Here is a 17,059-nt window from a genome sequence, read left to right as displayed (position 1 = left end):
GCCACAGGGCCGCGCCCATGCCCTAGTCGCCGGGCATCGACCCAAAGGCCGGCAGGCTGTCCAGCGCCTGTTTCAACGCATCGCCCCACCCCTGGCTGATGGTCTGGAAGTAGGGATCGTCCTGTTCGACCCGCCCGGTGTCGCCGCGCACCAGGCTGTCGACCGTGTAAAGGTGATAGTCAAAGGGCGCGCCGACGGTCAGGTTCGCCTTTACTGTGCTGTCGAAACTGACCAGCAGCAGCTTCATCGCCTCGGCGAAACTCAGGTCCGGATCGTAGGCCCGCACCAGGATCGGGCGGCCGTACTTGATCTCGCCGATTTGGAAAAACGGCGTGTCCGGCCCGGCCTCGATGAAATTGCCCTCGGGGTAGATCAGGAACAGGCGTGGCGGCCCGCCGGCGATCTGCCCACCCAGGATCAGCGTGGCGTTGAACACGGAAGAGGCCCGCTGGCCGGTATCCGAATGACGCGCGATCACGTCCCGCAGCGTGTCCGCCACCAGCCGCGCCACCTGGTACATCGAGGCGGCCTCGAGCACCGAGGGGTTGCGCTCGCCATGCGCCTTGACGCGCTCGTCAAGCTCGCTGACGACGGCCTGCGTGGTGGCCAGGTTGCCGGCGCTGAGCAGCGTGATCACGCGGTCGCCCTCGGCCTCCCAGATCTTCATCTTGCCATAGGTCGAGATATTGTCGAGCCCGGCATTGGTGCGGGTGTCGGACATGAAGACCAACCCCCGGTTCAACATCATCCCAACGCAATAGGTCATCCCGCGCGTGCCTTTCCTGCCCGTGTCCAGTTGCCTTCTACGGTCAGGACCGGGACCCGGCAAGCGCCAGTTCCGGGCAGCACGGTTTCCGTGGCGGATCGTGCCGCGCGGCTACTGCTGTGCAACCTCTATTTCCACGTCCAGCGCCTCCAGCGCGCCGCCCTGCCGGGTGCCGCGCACGGGCGCCGCGTCGTGATAATCCATGCCGGTGGCCACGCGGACATAGCGCTGGTCCGGCGAAATGCAGTTGGAACAGTCGAAACCGACCCAGCCCAGCCCCGGCAGATGCGCCTCTGCCCAGGCGTGCATGGCGTCCTGTTCGGTGGTGTGATCCAACATCAGGTAGCCAGAGACATAGCGCGCCGGCAGGCCCATCTCGCGGGCGCAGGCGATGAAGACATGGGTATGGTCCTGGCAGACCCCACTGCCCGCAGAGAGCGCTTCCTCGGCGGTCCAGTCGGATTCGGACGATCCGACCTCGTACTTCACGGCGTCAGCCACCGCTGCCATCAGCGCGTGGGCGCGATCCAGCTCGGTATCGCCCGACACGCTGCGCACCAGCGCGCGCACGCCCTGCCCCGCCTTGGTCTGCGGCGTCACCCGGCGATAAAGCCAAAGCGGCGCCGGGCCAAGGTGACGGCCCACGACGCCGTGGTTGTCGGCCAGTTCGACATCGCCCTCGCAGGTGATGACCAACTCCTGCGAGCCGCGATCGATCTCGATCAGGTCGACGGTGTTCTGGTGATGGTCGGTATAGGACAGCGTCTGATTGCCACCCGTGACGGTGGTCTCCCAGCGCAGCACGTTCTGGCTGTGCCGCGACTTCGGCGTCTTGCGCAACTGTTGCAGGCCAAAGCTCACCGGTTCTTCGAAACGGTAGCGGGTGATGTGGCGGATGGTCAGGATCATCGGGGCCTCTGGGCAGTCATTCGTAGAACCGGTAATCGACTTCGATCTGGCGTCCCAGGTCCCCCAGCAGCAGCAGCATCTTCTGGATGAACTCGTGCAGGCCGTAGTCGAACACGGCGTCGATATCGAAACTCAAGTAGGCGCGGTCGATATGGTCGATCTTGGCGTAAGAGGCCGCCCGTTCACCATAATCGCTTCCCAGGAAGCCGAGGTTGTCCCGCAGCTTGCGCGCACAAAAGGCCAGCGACCGCGGCATCCGGCGGTTCAGGATCAGGAACTGCGCAATGTCGCGCGGCTCTGTCGAGGCGCCGTATTCCATACGGTAGCCCCCCTGCCCCGACACGGACCGCAGGATGGTTTCCCACTGCACGTTGTCGATGGAAGTGCCCACCGCCGTGACCGATGGCAACAGGACATAGTATTTCACGTCGATGATGCGGGCGGTGTTGTCGGCCCGTTCCAGAAAGGTGCCGATGCGGGCGAAATCGTAGATGTCGTTGCGCAGCATGGTGCCGTGGGTCGCGCCGCGCACCAGGCCGGTGCGCTGGCGGATCATGCCCAGCACCTGCGGCAGGTCGCGTTCGCTGACCTTGCGCGCCAGCACTTCCTTGACCCGCATGTAGGTGCCGTTCATCGCCTCCCAGACCTCGCCTGTCAGGGCGGTGCGCACCAGCCGGGCGTTCAGTCGCGCCTGTTCGACACAGGACAGCACCGACGACGGGTTGTCACGCGACCGCAGCAGCCAGTCGATGGCCGCGTCCTTGGTCACGGTCTCATGTCCCGCGATATACCCGTCCAGCGCGCCCGCCGTTTGCAGGACCGAGCGCCATTCCTCGTCCGAGGCGCCCATGCGGGTCAGTGCGATCCGCTGCCCGGTCTCGATCAGGCGGGCGGTGTTTTCGGCGCGCTCCAGCGCGCGGTACATCCAGAACAGGCCGTTTGCCGTTTTTCCCAACATCCCGCGTCAGTCCTCCAGCACCCAGGTGTCCTTGGTGCCCCCACCCTGGGAGGAGTTCACCACGAGCGAGCCCTTCTTCAGCGCCACGCGGGTCAGTCCGCCCGGCGTGATGTTGATCCCCTTGGGGCTGACCAGCACATAGGGCCGCAGGTCGACGTGGCGCGGCGCCAGGCCCGACTTGGTGAAGATCGGCACGGTCGACAGGCTCAGCGTCGGCTGGGCAATATAGTTGCCGGGCCGCGCTTCCAGCTTCTTGCGGAATTCGGCCAGTTCCTTCTTGCTGGCGGTGGGGCCGATCAGCATGCCGTATCCGCCAGAGCCATGCACCTCCTTGACCACCAGTTCCTTGAGGTTGTCCAGCACGTAGGCCAGCGACTCCTTGTCGGAACAGCGCCAGGTCGGCACGTTTTCCAGCAAGGGCCGTTCGCCGGTGTAGAACTCGACGATTTCAGGCATGTAGCTGTAGATCGCCTTGTCGTCTGCAATGCCGGTGCCCGGCGCGTTGGCGATTGTCAGATTGCCTGCGCGATAGACATCCATGACCCCCGGCACGCCCAGCGCACTGTCGGGGTTGAAGGTCAGCGGATCCAGGAAATCGTCGTCGACCCGGCGATAGAGCACGTCGATCGGCTTGTACCCCAGGGTCGTGCGCATGCACAGCCGGCCGTCCTCGACCCGCAGATCATGGCCTTCGACCAGTTCGACACCCATCTCGTCGGCAAGGAAGCTGTGTTCGAAATAGGCCGAGTTGTAGATCCCCGGCGTCAGCAGGCCGACGGTGGGCTTGCGTCCGAGCCCCTCGGGGGCGCAGGCAGCAAGGGAATTGTAGAGGTCGCCGGGATAGGTCGACACGGGCTGCACCCGGTTCTCCAGGAAGAGCTCGGGGAACATCTGCAGCATGGTCTCGCGGTTTTCCAGCATGTAGCTGACGCCCGACGGCGTACGCGCGTTGTCCTCGAGAACATAGAATTCGTCGGGCCCGGTGCGCACCAGATCGATGCCGACGATATGGGTATAGACCCCGCCCGGCGGGCGCATCCCGATCATCTCGGGCAGGAAGGCATCGTTGCGCGCGATCATCTCTTCGGGCAGGCGCCCGGCCTTCACGATCTCCTGGCCGTGGTAGATGTCGTAGAGAAAGGCGTTGATCGCACGCACCCGCTGTTCGATCCCCCGGCTCAGCTTTTGCCATTCGCGGCCGGAAATGATGCGGGGAATGATGTCGAAGGGGATCAGCCGTTCCTCGGCTTCGGCCCTTCCGTAGACGTTGAAGGTGATCCCGGTGAGGCGAAACAGGTCCTCCGCCTCACGTTGCTTGGCCCTCAGATGCTTGGGTTCCTCGGCTTCGAACCATGTATTGAAGGACTGGTAGGGCCTGCGTACCTTGCCCTCCGTGCCCAGCATCTCGTCAAAATAGACTTGATCGTTCATGCCCGTGCGGTCCACCCCATCACTGTCTTGTAACAGGTACGCTAACGGGCCGTGACGAGTGGTGCAACGGGCGTGAAAGGCTGTGTTGATCCCGTTGCGGGCAAATTGCTCAATAACCGGGCAGAGCGCGCCGGACCCCGGCCCGCCCTGCCCCGTGGGCCGTCAGCCCATGCCCAGCGCGGCCTTGTACATGTCCAGCACCGCCTCTTCCTCGGCGATGTCGTCGGCATCGCGCTTGCGCAGGGCGATCACCTTGCGCATGACCTTGGTGTCATAGCCGCGCCCCTTGGCCTCGGCCATGACCTCCTTGATCTGCTCGGCGACCTCCTTCTTTTCCTCTTCGAGCCGCTCGACCCGCTCTATGAACTGCTTGAGTTCGCCCGCGGCGACGCCGTAGCTGTCGGTTCCCGTATCCTGCATGTCTGCCTCTTCAGCCTCGTGACCGTATAGGGCCCTTCGATACCCCAGGCCCGTGTCCCCCATCAAGAGCGCGCAAGCCGGGGCTTGCACTCTGCGGCGGGCTTGCGCTAGGCGCAGCGGCATAGACATCCAGGGGGACAGCGACAATGGCAGCACTGATCTGGGGAGGCGCGGCGCTCTCTTTGGCCGGACTGGTCGGGCTGGTCTGGTGCATCGTCCGCGTCTGGACAGCGCGGCGGGCCAACCTGTCGGACGAGGACCTGCGCGCGGTGGTGCGCAAGGTCGTGCCACTGAACATGGGCGCCCTGTTCCTGTCGGTGATCGGGCTGATGATGGTGATACTGGGGATCTTCATGGGCTAAGGCCCCGGATCCCAACCGGACCGCGCGGAACGCCGCAGGGTAACACCGCGCGGTGCTGTCAGCGTTCCTTAACCGCCTGCGCGCAATCTTGCCCGCGATCGATCACTGAAAACCGGATCACCTGGCCCCTCCGGGCCACCCGTGATGCGCGCGACGAGGGGGCCAACACCCCCGATGGGCCGGGGCCTGGCAATCCCGGAATTCCGATCCATTTCGGCGGCCGCCGTTTTCAGCCCTTTCCATAGGGACCACAGGCAACCCCGCCCGGCCGGACTGGCCGACGGCGGGCGTTGGCGCGCGCCCCGGGCCGTGCGCGTTACACAGGCATGTTGTCAAAGCCGTCCTCGGCCTCGTCCTCGTGATGCGCCTCGACCATTTCGCGCGCCCATGCGGGGATCTCGGCGCCGACGCCTTCCAGCCCCAGAACCGCCTGTTCCAGGTGGTCCATCAGCTCATCGCGCGCCTCGCCCTTGGCTGCCGCCAACTCCTTGCGCAGCGATTCGAGCCGCGCCTCCAGTTCCTTCGACATGTCATTCCTCCTGGCCTTGGGGCCGCCTCAAACCTCGGCGGCGCAGGTCTTGCACAGCGGCGACTCGGGCACCGCTTCCAATCGTTGTTGTGAAATCTCCTCACCGCAGCGGGTGCAGATCCCGTATTCACCACGCGCCATACGCCCCAGGGCGGCGCGTATCCTCACCACCTCGGCCTGGCCGCTGGCGCCCAGCCGTTCCAGCACCTCTTCGCCTTCGCGCTCGATGGCCTGATCCTCCCAGTCCTTCGAGTGCGGCGCCTCCAGCGCCTCTTCGATCCCGTCCAGCCGCACACCCAAGGCGCGCAGCCGTTCAAGCAGTGCCAGTTTCCGTGCGTGGTGGGACATGATGCAAGACTCCGTGACCTTTCCGGCACTCTGTCAAACCGTCGCAGCGCACACCTTGATGCATATCAATCGCACCTTCCCTCTTGAAACATATTCACATTTGTGTATATGAATATCCAGACTGTTTGGAGGGAACCGACATGAAACCGGAAGTCACAGCCTTCTTCGACGATGCCACGAACACGATCTCCTATGTCGTGCGCGATCCGAACGGCATGTCCTGTGCCATCATCGACAGCGTTCTGGACTTCGACTATTCGTCCGGTCGTACCGACACGAAATCAGCCGACGCCGTCATCGGCTTCGTAAAGGACAAGGGCTACAAGGTCGAGTGGTTGCTGGAAACCCATGTCCATGCCGACCACCTGTCCGCGGCCCCCTACATCCAGGAAGCCCTGGGCGGCAAGATCGGCATCGGCGACCGCATCAAGATCGTGCAGGACACCTTTGGCAAGGTCTTCAACGAAGGCACCGAGTTCCAGCGCGACGGCTCGCAGTTCGACCAGCTCTTCCAGGAGGGCGACTCGGTCCACATCGGCCAGATGCGCGTCGACGTGCTGCATACCCCCGGCCACACGCCCGCCTGCCTGACCTATGTCATCGGCGACGCGGCCTTCGTGGGCGACACGCTGTTCATGCCCGACTTCGGCACCGCGCGCTGCGACTTTCCCGGCGGGTCTTCGGAAACGCTGTACGACTCGGTCCAGAAGATTCTCGCCCTGCCGGACGAGACCCGCATCTTCGTCGGCCACGACTACAAGGCGCCGGGCCGCGACGAATACGCCTGGGAAACCACCGTGGGCGAACAGAAGGCCGCCAATGTCCACGTCGGCGAAGGCAAGACCAAGGAAGATTTCGTGCACATGCGCGACAGTCGCGACGCCTCGCTGGCCATGCCAAAGCTCATCATCCCCTCGCTGCAGGTGAACATGCGCGCGGGCCAGATGCCTCCGGCGGATGAAAAGGGCGACGTCTATCTCAAGGTCCCGGTCAACAAGCTCTGACCCTGACGGCACTTTGCGCGGGGGCCGTCCCTGCCTCCGCGCAGAGGCACCTTCCGGAGCGACGTTCTCCCGCGGCGAACCGGGAGCGGCCCGGACCGCAAAAAAGGAAACATAAATATGCCTATAGACTGGATCTGGGGCCTGATCGGCGGCTTGCTGATCGGCACGGGCGGCGCTGTCTACCTGCTTGGCAACGGCCGCATCATGGGCGCCAGCGGAATCATCGGCGGGCTCGTCGATGGCTCGGGGTGGACCACGGCCGCCGAACGCGTCGTCTTCCTGGTGGGCGTGGCGCTGCTGCCCGTACTGCTGATGCCCTTTTACGGCGCCGTCGACACCCACATCACCGACAATTACGCCGTGCTGGTGGCGGCCGGGCTGCTGGTCGGTGTCGGCACGCGCATCGCCAATGGCTGCACCTCGGGGCACGGCGTCTGTGGCATGTCCCGCCTGTCGGTGCGCGGGATCGTGGCCACCTGTTGCTACATCCTTGCCGGCGGCCTCGGCGTCGTCCTCTTCCGCCACATCCTGGGAGTGATCTGACATGGCACGACTTCTTGTTGCATTCCTCGCCGGCGGGCTGTTCGGCGCCGGGCTCTTCGTTTCGGGGATGACCGACACGACCAAGGTGCAGGGCTGGCTGGACGTCTTCGGCGCCTGGGACCCGACGCTGGCCTTTGTCATGGGCGGCGCCATGATCCCGATGGCCATTGCCTGGCTCATCCGCAGCCGCCGCACGACCTCGGTCACCGGACTGGCGCTGCCGCCGGCGCCCTCGAAGGAAATCGACGGCAAGCTGATCCTCGGCTCCGTCATGTTCGGGATCGGCTGGGGGCTTGTCGGGCTCTGCCCCGGCCCCTCGATCGCCTCGCTCAGCTATGGCGGTTCCGGCCTCTATGTCTTCCTCGCAGCGATGATCGGCGGGATGCTGATTGCACCGATGCTGCGCGCGCGGCTGGACAGGGCCGTTCCGGCGGAATAAACCGAACCCATGACACCGCGCGTATTGACCGACCAGTATCACGTCTCTCCCCAGATCGACCCCGAGGATGCCGAGGCGATCAAGGCCGCGGGCTATGCTCTGGTCATCGACAATCGGCCCGATGCAGAGGTTCCGCCCTCGCACCAGGCCGACGCGATGCGCCACGCGGTCGAGGCGCAGGGCCTGCGCTTCGAGGTGCTGCCGATCACGCATCAGACCATGACCGCCGAAAACATCCTGCGGCAGGCAGAGCTGATCGCCGGTGCCGAAGGGCCGGTCTTGGCCTACTGTGCCTCGGGCACGCGCTGTTCGGTGATCTGGGCGCTGGGGCAGGCAGAAACGCTGGGCGCCGATGCGGTGATCGAGACGGCGGCCAAGGCGGGCTACAACCTGGCCGGGCTACGCCCGACGCTGGAAACCCTGTCCAAGCCCTGAGCGGATGAACGGCGGGCTCCCGCGTCCGTAACACGGTGTCTAGCCTTTCATCGGCGCGCCCTTTGCCCTGCTCACTCCGCGCGCAACTGTCCTTGATAGCGCGGTGCTCAATCCTCTTCGAAATCGAAGTCCAGCGGCGCGGCGTCAAAAGCCTCGCCCATGTCGATCTCGGGCAAGGCGGCCATCGGTTCTCCGCCGCCCTCCGCCGAACTGTCCTCCCCGAGGTCCGAGAAATCAAAATCCCCGCCGTCGAAATCCATCGGCGGCAGGTCGGGCAGCTCTTCCCCGGCAGGTTCTGCCACCTGCGGCAGGTCGGGCACGACCGGTTCCGGCACCGCCGCCGGCGCGCCAGGTCCGGCGCCTGCCGCTGCCACCGGATCCGCGTCGGCGGCCATCCCCAAAGAGGCTGCCGTCACCCCTGTTGACGGCCAGTTCAACCGCACCGCGCGCAACCCGTTCAACTGGCCCAGCCGTCCACGCGCGACCAGGTCGCCACGGCCCGCCGTCACCTCGACCTTGTCCAGCGCATCCGGGGGCAGCGAGAGCAGGTCGCCGGGCTTCAGCGCCTCCGCCCGGCCCAGCGGCAGGGTGATCCGGGCCAGCTTGGCATCCAGCCGCGCGGCCACCCGGCTCAACCGTTCCTCGTGCGGGCCGACGCCCGCCCCGGCCTCGGTCCTGTCCTTGCTCAACTTGCGTTCCGGCAGGAAGATCGTCATTCGCCCGCGCCTGCGCCCAAGAGCAAGGTCGATCTCGGCCCGGAAGGCGCGGTAGGCCGCCGCGTCAAGGATCAGTCCCGCTGCGCGCGAATCCTCGAGCATGGCGCCGAAACGGTAGCCATCCAATTGCGCGTGCAGCGGATGCCCCTCCATCGTGCCGGCCAGCCGGGTCAGGGCGCCGTCGATCAGGGGCGCCATCATGGCGGCGTCCGTCTGTGTCAGGATCCGGTCTTCCTCGACCGGCATCTGGGTGACTTGCTGGATGGTCTGCACCTCGACCACGCCGGTCAGCACCTGGCGGTCGACAGAGACAAGGCCCAGCGCCCCTTCTGGCCCATCCAGCAGGATCAGCAGGTCGCGCGGGCCCAGCGCCTCGACCACCTCGTCCTGGTCGAGCATCTCGACGGTGACGGATTGCGTCACAAGCGCCAGGTCCCAGAGCACGTCGGCGGTGCGCGACAACGCCCGGCGCAATGCCTTGGGCAGCGACATGCCGCGCGCCTCATAGGCGCGCTGAGCCGCCTGGGCCTTTTGCCCAAGTACGTCATTGCGTGCACCGTCAGCCATGCAGAAAATCGCCCGTCATCAACAGCCTCCACTGCCCGTTATCAGAGGATTTGGTTACCAACCGCTTTAACGATCTGGCTTTTGTCGAGAAAATCGAAAGGGGCCGCGCGCCCTATTGCGCCGCCATTGCCTGCCGCACCGGCAGCGACACGCGAAAGGCCGCGCCGCCACGATCCGGAAGGTAGGAAATATCGCCGCCCAGCCGGGTCACGATCTGGCGCGAAATCGCCAGCCCCAAGCCCGCGCCGCCGGCCTTCTGATCGCTGACCCGGGCGAATTTCTCGAAGATGACGTCCTGCGCCTCGGGCGCCACGCCGGACCCGTTGTCGATGAAATCCACCAGCAACTGGCCCCGCGCCTCGGTCACGGAAATCCGCAGCTCCGGCTCTGCGGCGTCGCAGTATTTGCGCGCGTTGGAAATCAGGTTGATGAAGACCTGGCTCAGCCGCTCGACATCGGTGGTCAGCCGAACCTGTTCGCCAACCCGGCGCCGGATCACCCGGATCCCGGACCCGGCCTCATCGGCCAGCGCCGCCGACACCGCGCGGTCCAGGATGTCCTCCAGCCGCCCCTCGGTGAGGTTCAGGTTGACCTGGCCGTTTTCCAGCACCGACAGGTCCAGCAGGTCGTCCAGCAGCCGGGTCAGGCGCATCGCCTCGTCATGGATGATCGAGGCATAGCGATTCTGGTCCGCCCGGGTCAGACCCTGTGTATCGCGCAGGATCTCGGAAAAGGCGCGGATCGAGCTCATGGGCGTGCGCAACTCGTGGCTGATCTGGCTGAGAAAGGCATCCTTTTGGACCGAAAGCCGCGTCAGCTTGTCGTTGGCGCGGCGCAGCTGGGCGGCGGTGCGGCTCAGTTCCAGCGACTGCGCTTCCAGCCGGGCGGAATATTCCATCATCTGCGCGGTCTCGTCGGCCACGGCCATCAGGTCCTCGACCGAGACCATCGCCCCGCCGGTGATCTGGCCGACCATCGCATGGGCCGTGGCCGCCCCCACCGATCCGGCCAGTTCGCGTTCCAGCACCTGCAGGAATTCCGGCGTCGGCGCGGGCAACTCGCCCTCCAGCCCCTGCGCGCGGGCCTCGCGCAGGAACAGCGCCTGCGCCTCGTCGGACCCCAGGATTCGCTGGGTCATGACCATCAGGTCCTCGCTCTCGGCGGTGCTTTGCAGCCAGCTGCGCGGCCCGGTGCCCGCCGCCCGGGCCGAGACGAACTGCGCCCCCTGCAGCCGTTCCAGCGGCGAGGCGGCGCTGAACAGCGACCCGCCGACAAAGGCCAGCGTGTTCAGAAGCAGGCTCCAGAACACGGCGTGCAGCAGCTTGTCGTCAAAACTGATCCCGAACAGCGCCTCTGGCCGGAGCAGCGTGAGTCCCAGAGGACCGTCTGCGAGCCAGCTTGCGGGCAGAACCGTGCCGGGGCCGAAACTGGGCAGGTACAGCGTGTAGAGCCAGATCGAGAACCCTGCCGTCAGCCCCGCCAGCGCCCCCACGCGCGTCGCCCCCCGCCAAAAGATTCCGCCCATCAGCGCCGGCAGCACCTGCGCCACGCCGGTAAAGGCGATCAGGCCGATGGCGGCCAGTTCGGTCCGCCCTCCGGACAGCGCGTAATAGAGATAGCCCAGCAGCAGCACGCCCGCGATGGACAGCCGCCGCGACAGCAGGACCACGTTGCGCACATCGCCAGAGACGCTCGCCGTGCCCTCGCGCAGGCGCAGCCAGACCGGCATGACGATATGGTTCGACACCATTGTCGACAGCGCGATGGCCGCGACGATCACCATCGAGGTGGCCGAGCTGAATCCGCCGAGGAAGGCCAGCAGCGCCAGCCCCTCCTGCCCCTGGCTCAGCGGCAGGGTCAGCACGAAGAGGTCGGGGTTCGCCCCCTCGGGCAGCAGGTCGAGCCCGGTCACCGCAATCGGCACGATGAACAGGCTCATCGCCATGAGGTACAGTGGAAAGGCCCAGGCGGCCATGCGCAACTGGGCATCGTTGTCGTTCTCGACCACCAGCACCTGGAACATCCGCGGCAGGCAGAGGAAGGCCGCCGCCGACAGCAGCATGATCCCGGCCCAACGGCCGTTGTTCACCTGCCAGGTGCCCAGTTCCGAGGCATCGATCCGCGCCAGCGTCGCGGCCACCCCGCCGGAAAGCCCCCAGACCACGAAGACCCCCAGCGCCACCAGCGCGGTCAGCTTGACCACCGCCTCGACGGCGATGGCCATGACGACGCCGTGGTGGCGTTCATTGGCGTCCAGGTTGCGCGTGCCGAAGATGACCGTGAAGACCGCCAGTCCGGCGGCCACCCAGAAGGCGGTCAGGCTGTTGCCGGCCTCCTCGATCGGGACCGGTTCGGAAAACACCTCGACCGAGAGCGTCACGGACTGCAGTTGCAGCGCGATATAGGGCGTCGTCCCGATCACCGCGAGGATGGTGACACCGATCCCCAGCAGGTTGGATTTGCCATAGCGGGACGAGATCAGGTCGGCGACGGAGGTGATGCGCTGGTTGCGCCCGATCCGCACCAACTTGCGCAGGATCCACCACCAGCCCAGCATGACCAGGCTGGGGCCAAGGTAGATCGTCAGATACTCGAACCCGTTGCGGGCCGCGCTGCCTACCGCGCCGTAGAATGTCCAGGCGGTGCAGTAGATCGAGAGGGACAGCGTGTAGACGATGGGCGCCCGCAGCCAGCGCACCCGCCCGCTCTGCGCCGCACGCTCGGCAAAGAAGGCAACACCGAAGAGCAGCGCGACATAGGCGATCGAGATCGCCGCCAGCAGGTTCAGAATGCTCACGGATCCTCACCCTCGGGCAGTAGCGAGACGTTGCGCGCACGCCCCAGCAGGCGGACCAGCCGCGCCGCTGCCAGCGCGAGTCCCAGCCAGATCCCGAAGATATAGACCAGCACCAGCGAGGCGGGCACCGGCGCATCGGCCCCCCGCCACAGCAGCGGCAGCCACCACAGCACCCAGCCCAGCAGGGGCAAGGCACAGGCCGCGTCGATCAGGCGGCGGCGGCGAAAGCTCTGGCGTTCGACCTGAAACGGCGCATGGCGCACGGGCGGCTTGCCCGGCGGGCGGGTCATTGCGCCGACAGGGCCCGCACGGCGTCGAGCACCTCGGCGTTCGAGAAGGGCTTGGTCATGAAGCGGCTGGCGCCGGCGCGCTCGGCCATCTCGCGGTCCTTGCTCTGGCCGCGCGCGGTCAGCATCAGCACCGGCAGGTCGGAATGGGCCGGATCCTCGCGCAATTCGCGCAGGATGTCGTAGCCCGACCGCCCCGGCAGCATCACGTCCAAGATCACCACGTCGGGCGCCCGGTCGCGCACGATTTGCGCGGCGTCGGTGCCGTTGGAATGTGTGTGCACCTGCCAGCCATCGCGGGACAATATGAACCGGATCGCTTCGATGATATTCGGCTCATCCTCGATCAGCAGAACCTGTCCGCCCATGTCTTCCCCCCGCATCCCGCCTCCCAGGTCTTGTTACGCCCAACGTCAAGCAGGTGGATCGAACTTATGCGGTATTTGCGACCTCTGTCAAAAAACACTTGGCCTTTCGATCGGTTTTCTGCCCCAAGGGAAACCGCCATGTGCGCGCGGCAGCCCCGGGGGGTCAGCGCCGGACCGAGGCCAGGATCGACGGTTCGCGCCGCCCCTCGCAGGATTCGCGGGGGCAGACGCGGCAGGCCACGCCCAATTGCGGCAGGGTCGCGGGCGGTTCCGCCCCCTGCGGCAGCGGACGCACCAGCATCTGCGCCTGGTAGAGCGGATCCGCATTGACCGCCGGTCCGGCCTGCGGCGTGGCCAGGGCATCGGCCCAGAGCACGGCACCGCTGCGCCCGACCTGCATGACAGGCCCGGCCAGGATCACATGCGGACGCGACAATGCCCGGTAGAGCGGCCAGAGCGGACAGGCCGCGCCGAACCGGGGCATGGGAAAATCCGGCAGCGGCTTGCGATAGGTCAGCACGCCCGAGCTGTCGCAGATCGCGAGGCCGACCGGGGTCGGCAGGTCCTCGGGTGACATGGCGGCAAGGCGGCGCATGATACGGGCCGGATCGGCACCGAGGGCCGCGGCCAGCGCCGCCGGGTCGGGGCCGTGCGCCTCGACCGCCGGGCGCAGCCGGTCCAGCGGCAAAGCCGCGGCATCACTGGCATAGCGGTCCAGCCAGCCCCGCAAGAGCCCCCGCGCCGGACCGGACAACCCCCGGCCCAGCTTGGCCAGCGCCGCGTCCCGGTCTTCCCCGGCTTCGAGTTCTGGCACCGTGTGCCCCGCCTTTTCCAGCGCCGCGTCCAGCTCCTCTTGCGGTGCGCCGGTTTCCAGCGGCGAGGTCTCGTCCGCCTCCAGGTAGGTGACAAGCCCGCGACTGGTCTCGGCCAGGCGGGCGCTGTCCTCGTAGATGTTGCGGTGAAACCGCGCCTGCCATTCCGCATCCACCTCGCCCGGCTCGGCCAGGATCGAGGCGGCAGAGCGGATAGCTGTCACGGTCGACAGCATCTCGTGCAGCGAGGCGGCCAGATGCGGGTCATGTGTCATGCGGTCGTTCAGCGTCTCGAGGCTGCGTTCCAACTGGGCGACGCGGGTGCGGCTGTCGGCCAAGAGCTGCGCCCAGCCCGGAAAGCGCCCGGCGAATTCGTCGACCCGGTCCAGTTCCGCCGAGACCTGCGGCATGTCGGCGGCGGCCTCGCGCAGAGAGGCGATCAGCGCGGCGCCCGCCCCCTCTGTCAGGGCGGCCGGTTCCACGCGCAGGATTTCGGCGATCGACAACAGCAGCTTGCCGCCGATTCTGCGGCGATTATGCTCGATAAGATTCAGGTAAGATGCAGAGATACCGGCCCGTCGCGCCAGATCGGCCTGTTTCATGCCACGCAGCACCCGCCTTTCGCGGATTCGCGATCCCGTCAGCGTATCGCGGGGCATGAGGCTTTCCTTTGCCGTTTCAAGGGGTTTCTGCAACGCAACATAAACACCTTTACAGAATACCGCCGTCTACTTTTCAGACGTTGACAAAAAAAGTGTTACTCGTAAAGCGCTTGTTGCGCAATTTTCCATCACGCTGCCATACTGCATTTGCACAGATGTGCGAACGCCCCCGAAGACTGAGGAGAATTCCGGGGCGGCTTTTTCGAAACGGGAGGATTTCATGTCCAAACTCAACGTGACGCGCCGTGGCGTGATCAAGACCGGTGCCGTGGCCGGTGCCGGCCTGGCGCTGCCCACCTACCTGTCGGCGGCCAGCCATTCGGGCTATACCAACGCACCCACCGGCAGCACCGTGACCCTGGGCTTCAACGTTCCGCAAACCGGCCCCTACGCGGATGAGGGCGCTGACGAGCTGCGCGCCTACGAACTGGCGGTCGAGCACCTGAACGGCGGCGGCGACGGCGGCATGCTTTCGACCTTCTCTTCCAAGGTCCTGGACGGCACGGGCATCCTGGGCAAGAAGGTGGAATACGTCACCGGCGACACCCAGACCAAATCGGACGCTGCGCGCGCATCGGCAAAGTCGATGATCGAAAAAGACGGCGCCATCATGATCACCGGCGGCTCCTCCTCGGGCGTGGCGATCGCGGTCCAGGGTCTCTGCCAGGAAGCCGGCGTCATCTTCATGGCTGGTCTGACCCACTCGAACGACACCACCGGCAAGGACAAGAAGGCCAACGGTTTCCGTCACTTCTTCAACGGTTACATGTCGGGTGCCGCGCTGGCGCCGGTGCTGGCCAAGATGTACGGCAACGACCGCAAGGCCTATCACCTGACTGCCGACTACACTTGGGGCTGGACCCAGCAGGAATCCATCGCCGCCGCAACCGAGGCGCTGGGATGGGAAACCATCAACAACGTGCTGACGCCGCTGGCCGCCACGGACTTCTCGTCCTATATCGCGCCGGTCCTGAACTCGGGCGCCGACGTGCTGGTCCTGAACCACTACGGCGGGAACATGGTCAACTCGCTGACCAACGCCGTGCAGTTCGGCCTGCGCGAGAAGGTCGTGAACGGCAAGGACTTCGAGATCGTCGTGCCGCTGTACTCGCGCCTGATGGCCAAGGGTGCCGGCGCCAACGTCAAGGGCATCTTCGGATCCACCAACTGGCACTGGTCGCTGCAGGACGAGGGGTCCAAGGCCTTCGTCAAGTCCTTCGGCACCAAGTACGGCTTCCCGCCGAGCCAGGCCGCGCACACCTGCTACGTCCAGACCCTGCTGTACGCGGATGCGGCACAGCGCGCCGGGTCGTTCAACCCCTGCGCCATCGCCGAAGCCCTGGAAGGTTTCGAGTTCGACGGCCTGGGCAACGGCCCGACCCTCTACCGTGCCGAAGACCACCAGTGCTTCAAGGACGTGCTGGTCGTGAAGGGGAAAGACAACCCGACCTCGGAATTCGACCTTCTGGAGATCGTCGAAGTCACGCCGCGCGCGCAGGTCGAATACGCACCCGATCACCCGATGTTCGCAGGCGGCTCGCTGGGCTCCTGCAACCCGGGCGCGTAATCACGCCGGGCCCTCGCGGGGCCGCGTGACGGGCAGGGCCATGTGCCCTGCCCACCCAGCACACTCCCCCTCGGCCCGCTGACACGGGTCCTCTCTTTTTCCGCACTCCGACCGCAAAGGGTGGGACAATGGACGCCATCATCCTCCAAGTTCTGAACGGGCTCGACAAGGGCTCGGCCTATGCGCTGATCGCGCTGGGACTGACACTCATCTTCGGCACGCTGGGCGTGGTCAACTTTGCGCATGGCGCATTGTTCATGATCGGCGCCTTCTGCTCGGTGACACTGCAACGTATCCTGAACCTGTCGTTCGAGACCGTCGATCCGACCCGGACCGACTTTCTGGGCAACCCGCTCAAGGTCAAGACACCCTATGTCGAAAGCTGGTTCGGGCCTGAAATGGGGTCGACCATCATCGACTGGTCCGTACCATTGGCCATCCTCTTTGCCATCCCGATCATGATCCTCATCGGCTTCGTCATGGAACGCGGGCTGATCAAGCATTTCTACAAGCGCCCGCACGCCGACCAGATCCTTGTGACCTTCGGCCTGGCGATCGTCCTGCAGGAAGTCATCAAGTACTTCTACGGCGCCAACCCGATCCAGACCCCCGCCCCCGAGGCGCTGACCGGCGTGGCTCAGCTGACCTCGACCATCGTCTACCCGATCTGGCGGATCGTCTACTTCTGCTTCGCCGTCGCGATCATCGGCGCGGTCTTTGCCTTCCTGCAGTTCACCACCTTCGGCATGGTGGTTCGCGCCGGCATGGCCGACCGCGAGACCGTGGGCCTGCTCGGCATCGACATCGACAAGCGGTTCACCCTGATGTTCGGCCTCGCCGCCGCGGTCGCGGGCCTGGCGGGCGTGATGTACGGGCCGATCAACGCGCCCAACTATCACATGGGGATGGATTTCCTCGTGCTCAGCTTTGTCGTGGTCGTCGTGGGCGGCATGGGGTCGCTTCCGGGCGCCGTCGCCGCCGGGTTCCTGCTGGGCATCCTGGAAAGCTTTGCCTCGATGAAAGAGGTCATCACCCTCGTGCCCGGCATCAACCAGATCATCATCTACCTTGTCGCCATTGTCATCCTTCTGACCCGCCCGCGCGGTCTGATGGGTCGCAAGGGCGTGATGGAGTAAGCC

The 17,059-nt window shown here is 65.8% G+C and carries 19 protein-coding genes; 7 read left to right on the top strand and 12 right to left on the bottom strand.

All coding sequences use genetic code 11. The features are described 5' to 3' along the window. Positions 1 to 22 precede the first annotated feature (22 nt). The 5 genes from ACQY5B_RS04360 to ACQY5B_RS04340 form a co-directional block, all read right to left on the bottom strand. Positions 23 to 766, bottom strand: coding sequence for a proteasome-type protease (locus ACQY5B_RS04360; RefSeq protein WP_305972250.1), 744 nt, complete (start codon positions 764 to 766; stop codon positions 23 to 25). Positions 767 to 877: 111 nt separating this feature from the next. Continuing rightward, positions 878 to 1,675: a transglutaminase family protein gene (locus ACQY5B_RS04355; protein ID WP_420326227.1), complete on the bottom strand. Its 798-nt coding sequence runs from the start codon at positions 1,673 to 1,675 to the stop codon at positions 878 to 880. Between the two features lie 16 nt (positions 1,676 to 1,691). Then, a complete protein-coding gene (locus ACQY5B_RS04350; protein ID WP_305972248.1) occupies positions 1,692 to 2,633 on the bottom strand; it encodes an alpha-E domain-containing protein in 942 nt (313 codons plus the stop codon). Positions 2,634 to 2,639: 6 nt separating this feature from the next. Then, a complete protein-coding gene (locus ACQY5B_RS04345) occupies positions 2,640 to 4,064 on the bottom strand; it encodes a circularly permuted type 2 ATP-grasp protein (protein WP_305972247.1) in 1,425 nt (474 codons plus the stop codon). 162 nt (positions 4,065 to 4,226) lie between these two features. Next, positions 4,227 to 4,484 carry a DUF2312 domain-containing protein gene (locus ACQY5B_RS04340; protein ID WP_043146416.1) on the bottom strand — a complete coding sequence of 86 codons (258 nt, stop codon included), beginning with the start codon at positions 4,482 to 4,484 and terminating at the stop codon, positions 4,227 to 4,229. A 146-nt stretch (positions 4,485 to 4,630) separates the two neighbouring features. On the opposite strand from ACQY5B_RS04340, the gene ACQY5B_RS04335 reads away from it, so the two are divergent. After that, positions 4,631 to 4,846: a hypothetical protein gene (locus ACQY5B_RS04335; protein WP_305972246.1), complete on the top strand. Its 216-nt coding sequence runs from the start codon at positions 4,631 to 4,633 to the stop codon at positions 4,844 to 4,846. Positions 4,847 to 5,162: 316 nt separating this feature from the next. On the opposite strand, the gene ACQY5B_RS04330 is transcribed toward ACQY5B_RS04335, so the two are convergent. Both ACQY5B_RS04330 and ACQY5B_RS04325 read right to left on the bottom strand, forming a co-directional pair. Beyond that, on the bottom strand, positions 5,163 to 5,375 hold the full coding sequence (locus tag ACQY5B_RS04330; RefSeq protein ID WP_305972245.1) for a hypothetical protein: 213 nt from the start codon (positions 5,373 to 5,375) through the stop codon (positions 5,163 to 5,165). Positions 5,376 to 5,402: 27 nt separating this feature from the next. Next, positions 5,403 to 5,723, bottom strand: a complete 321-nt coding sequence (locus tag ACQY5B_RS04325) for a TraR/DksA family transcriptional regulator (protein ID WP_420326228.1) — start codon at positions 5,721 to 5,723, stop codon at positions 5,403 to 5,405. A 140-nt stretch (positions 5,724 to 5,863) separates the two neighbouring features. Here ACQY5B_RS04325 and ACQY5B_RS04320 point away from each other — a divergent pair, with 140 nt between their 5' ends. The 4 genes from ACQY5B_RS04320 (at position 5,864) to ACQY5B_RS04305 (ending at position 8,144) form a co-directional block, all read left to right on the top strand. Further along, positions 5,864 to 6,727, top strand: coding sequence for an MBL fold metallo-hydrolase (locus ACQY5B_RS04320; RefSeq protein WP_305972243.1), 864 nt, complete (start codon positions 5,864 to 5,866; stop codon positions 6,725 to 6,727). 117 nt (positions 6,728 to 6,844) lie between these two features. Continuing rightward, positions 6,845 to 7,270, top strand: a complete 426-nt coding sequence (locus tag ACQY5B_RS04315; RefSeq protein ID WP_420326229.1) for a YeeE/YedE family protein — start codon at positions 6,845 to 6,847, stop codon at positions 7,268 to 7,270. Position 7,271: 1 nt separating this feature from the next. Continuing rightward, positions 7,272 to 7,709 carry a DUF6691 family protein gene (locus ACQY5B_RS04310; RefSeq protein WP_420326230.1) on the top strand — a complete coding sequence of 146 codons (438 nt, stop codon included), beginning with the start codon at positions 7,272 to 7,274 and terminating at the stop codon, positions 7,707 to 7,709. Between the two features lie 9 nt (positions 7,710 to 7,718). Then, positions 7,719 to 8,144, top strand: coding sequence for a protein tyrosine phosphatase family protein (locus ACQY5B_RS04305; RefSeq protein WP_305972240.1), 426 nt, complete (start codon positions 7,719 to 7,721; stop codon positions 8,142 to 8,144). Positions 8,145 to 8,251: 107 nt separating this feature from the next. Here the strand turns inward: ACQY5B_RS04305 and ACQY5B_RS04300 are convergent, their stop codons facing one another. From ACQY5B_RS04300 to ACQY5B_RS04280, 5 genes are all read right to left on the bottom strand, one after another. Further along, on the bottom strand, positions 8,252 to 9,427 hold the full coding sequence (locus tag ACQY5B_RS04300; RefSeq protein WP_420326231.1) for a FliM/FliN family flagellar motor switch protein: 1,176 nt from the start codon (positions 9,425 to 9,427) through the stop codon (positions 8,252 to 8,254). Between the two features lie 112 nt (positions 9,428 to 9,539). After that, positions 9,540 to 12,224, bottom strand: a complete 2,685-nt coding sequence (locus tag ACQY5B_RS04295; RefSeq protein WP_420326232.1) for an ATP-binding protein — start codon at positions 12,222 to 12,224, stop codon at positions 9,540 to 9,542. Then, the gene (locus tag ACQY5B_RS04290) at positions 12,221 to 12,514 is read right to left on the bottom strand and encodes a hypothetical protein (RefSeq protein WP_420326233.1); all 294 of its coding nucleotides are present in this window, start codon (positions 12,512 to 12,514) and stop codon (positions 12,221 to 12,223) included. Before ACQY5B_RS04290 ends, ACQY5B_RS04295 begins: the two co-directional genes overlap by 4 nt. Next, the gene (locus ACQY5B_RS04285; protein WP_043146447.1) at positions 12,511 to 12,879 is read right to left on the bottom strand and encodes a response regulator transcription factor; all 369 of its coding nucleotides are present in this window, start codon (positions 12,877 to 12,879) and stop codon (positions 12,511 to 12,513) included. The genes ACQY5B_RS04290 and ACQY5B_RS04285 overlap by 4 nt, the downstream gene beginning before the upstream one ends. 163 nt (positions 12,880 to 13,042) lie before the next feature. Beyond that, the gene (locus ACQY5B_RS04280) at positions 13,043 to 14,350 is read right to left on the bottom strand and encodes a helix-turn-helix domain-containing protein (protein WP_420326235.1); all 1,308 of its coding nucleotides are present in this window, start codon (positions 14,348 to 14,350) and stop codon (positions 13,043 to 13,045) included. A gap of 223 nt (positions 14,351 to 14,573) precedes the next feature. Here ACQY5B_RS04280 and ACQY5B_RS04275 point away from each other — a divergent pair, with 223 nt between their 5' ends. Continuing rightward, complete coding sequence (locus ACQY5B_RS04275; RefSeq protein ID WP_420326236.1) at positions 14,574 to 15,920, top strand: substrate-binding protein; 1,347 nt, start codon at positions 14,574 to 14,576, stop codon at positions 15,918 to 15,920. A 128-nt stretch (positions 15,921 to 16,048) separates the two neighbouring features. Continuing rightward, positions 16,049 to 17,056: a branched-chain amino acid ABC transporter permease gene (locus ACQY5B_RS04270; protein WP_305972234.1), complete on the top strand. Its 1,008-nt coding sequence runs from the start codon at positions 16,049 to 16,051 to the stop codon at positions 17,054 to 17,056. The last annotated feature ends 3 nt before the right edge of the window (positions 17,057 to 17,059 follow it).

Origin of the sequence: Antarctobacter sp., from assembly GCF_965277915.1 — a bacterium.
Lineage (GTDB): Bacteria > Pseudomonadota > Alphaproteobacteria > Rhodobacterales > Rhodobacteraceae > Antarctobacter.
This window is presented reverse-complemented; position numbering and strand designations above follow the sequence as displayed.

Coding starts and splice junctions, on each gene's coding strand:
- ACQY5B_RS04270 (WP_305972234.1), top strand. CDS start 16,049: ATGGACGCCATCATCCTCCAAGTTCTGAACGGGCTCGACAAGGGCTCG.
- ACQY5B_RS04315 (WP_420326229.1), top strand. CDS start 6,845: ATGCCTATAGACTGGATCTGGGGCCTGATCGGCGGCTTGCTGATCGGC.
- ACQY5B_RS04280 (WP_420326235.1), bottom strand. CDS start 14,350: ATGCCCCGCGATACGCTGACGGGATCGCGAATCCGCGAAAGGCGGGTG.
- ACQY5B_RS04305 (WP_305972240.1), top strand. CDS start 7,719: ATGACACCGCGCGTATTGACCGACCAGTATCACGTCTCTCCCCAGATC.
- ACQY5B_RS04320 (WP_305972243.1), top strand. CDS start 5,864: ATGAAACCGGAAGTCACAGCCTTCTTCGACGATGCCACGAACACGATC.
- ACQY5B_RS04285 (WP_043146447.1), bottom strand. CDS start 12,879: ATGGGCGGACAGGTTCTGCTGATCGAGGATGAGCCGAATATCATCGAA.
- ACQY5B_RS04335 (WP_305972246.1), top strand. CDS start 4,631: ATGGCAGCACTGATCTGGGGAGGCGCGGCGCTCTCTTTGGCCGGACTG.
- ACQY5B_RS04350 (WP_305972248.1), bottom strand. CDS start 2,633: ATGTTGGGAAAAACGGCAAACGGCCTGTTCTGGATGTACCGCGCGCTG.
- ACQY5B_RS04355 (WP_420326227.1), bottom strand. CDS start 1,675: ATGATCCTGACCATCCGCCACATCACCCGCTACCGTTTCGAAGAACCG.
- ACQY5B_RS04360 (WP_305972250.1), bottom strand. CDS start 766: ATGACCTATTGCGTTGGGATGATGTTGAACCGGGGGTTGGTCTTCATG.
- ACQY5B_RS04340 (WP_043146416.1), bottom strand. CDS start 4,484: ATGCAGGATACGGGAACCGACAGCTACGGCGTCGCCGCGGGCGAACTC.
- ACQY5B_RS04325 (WP_420326228.1), bottom strand. CDS start 5,723: ATGTCCCACCACGCACGGAAACTGGCACTGCTTGAACGGCTGCGCGCC.
- ACQY5B_RS04300 (WP_420326231.1), bottom strand. CDS start 9,427: ATGGCTGACGGTGCACGCAATGACGTACTTGGGCAAAAGGCCCAGGCG.
- ACQY5B_RS04275 (WP_420326236.1), top strand. CDS start 14,574: ATGTCCAAACTCAACGTGACGCGCCGTGGCGTGATCAAGACCGGTGCC.
- ACQY5B_RS04310 (WP_420326230.1), top strand. CDS start 7,272: ATGGCACGACTTCTTGTTGCATTCCTCGCCGGCGGGCTGTTCGGCGCC.
- ACQY5B_RS04330 (WP_305972245.1), bottom strand. CDS start 5,375: ATGTCGAAGGAACTGGAGGCGCGGCTCGAATCGCTGCGCAAGGAGTTG.
- ACQY5B_RS04345 (WP_305972247.1), bottom strand. CDS start 4,064: ATGAACGATCAAGTCTATTTTGACGAGATGCTGGGCACGGAGGGCAAG.
- ACQY5B_RS04290 (WP_420326233.1), bottom strand. CDS start 12,514: ATGACCCGCCCGCCGGGCAAGCCGCCCGTGCGCCATGCGCCGTTTCAG.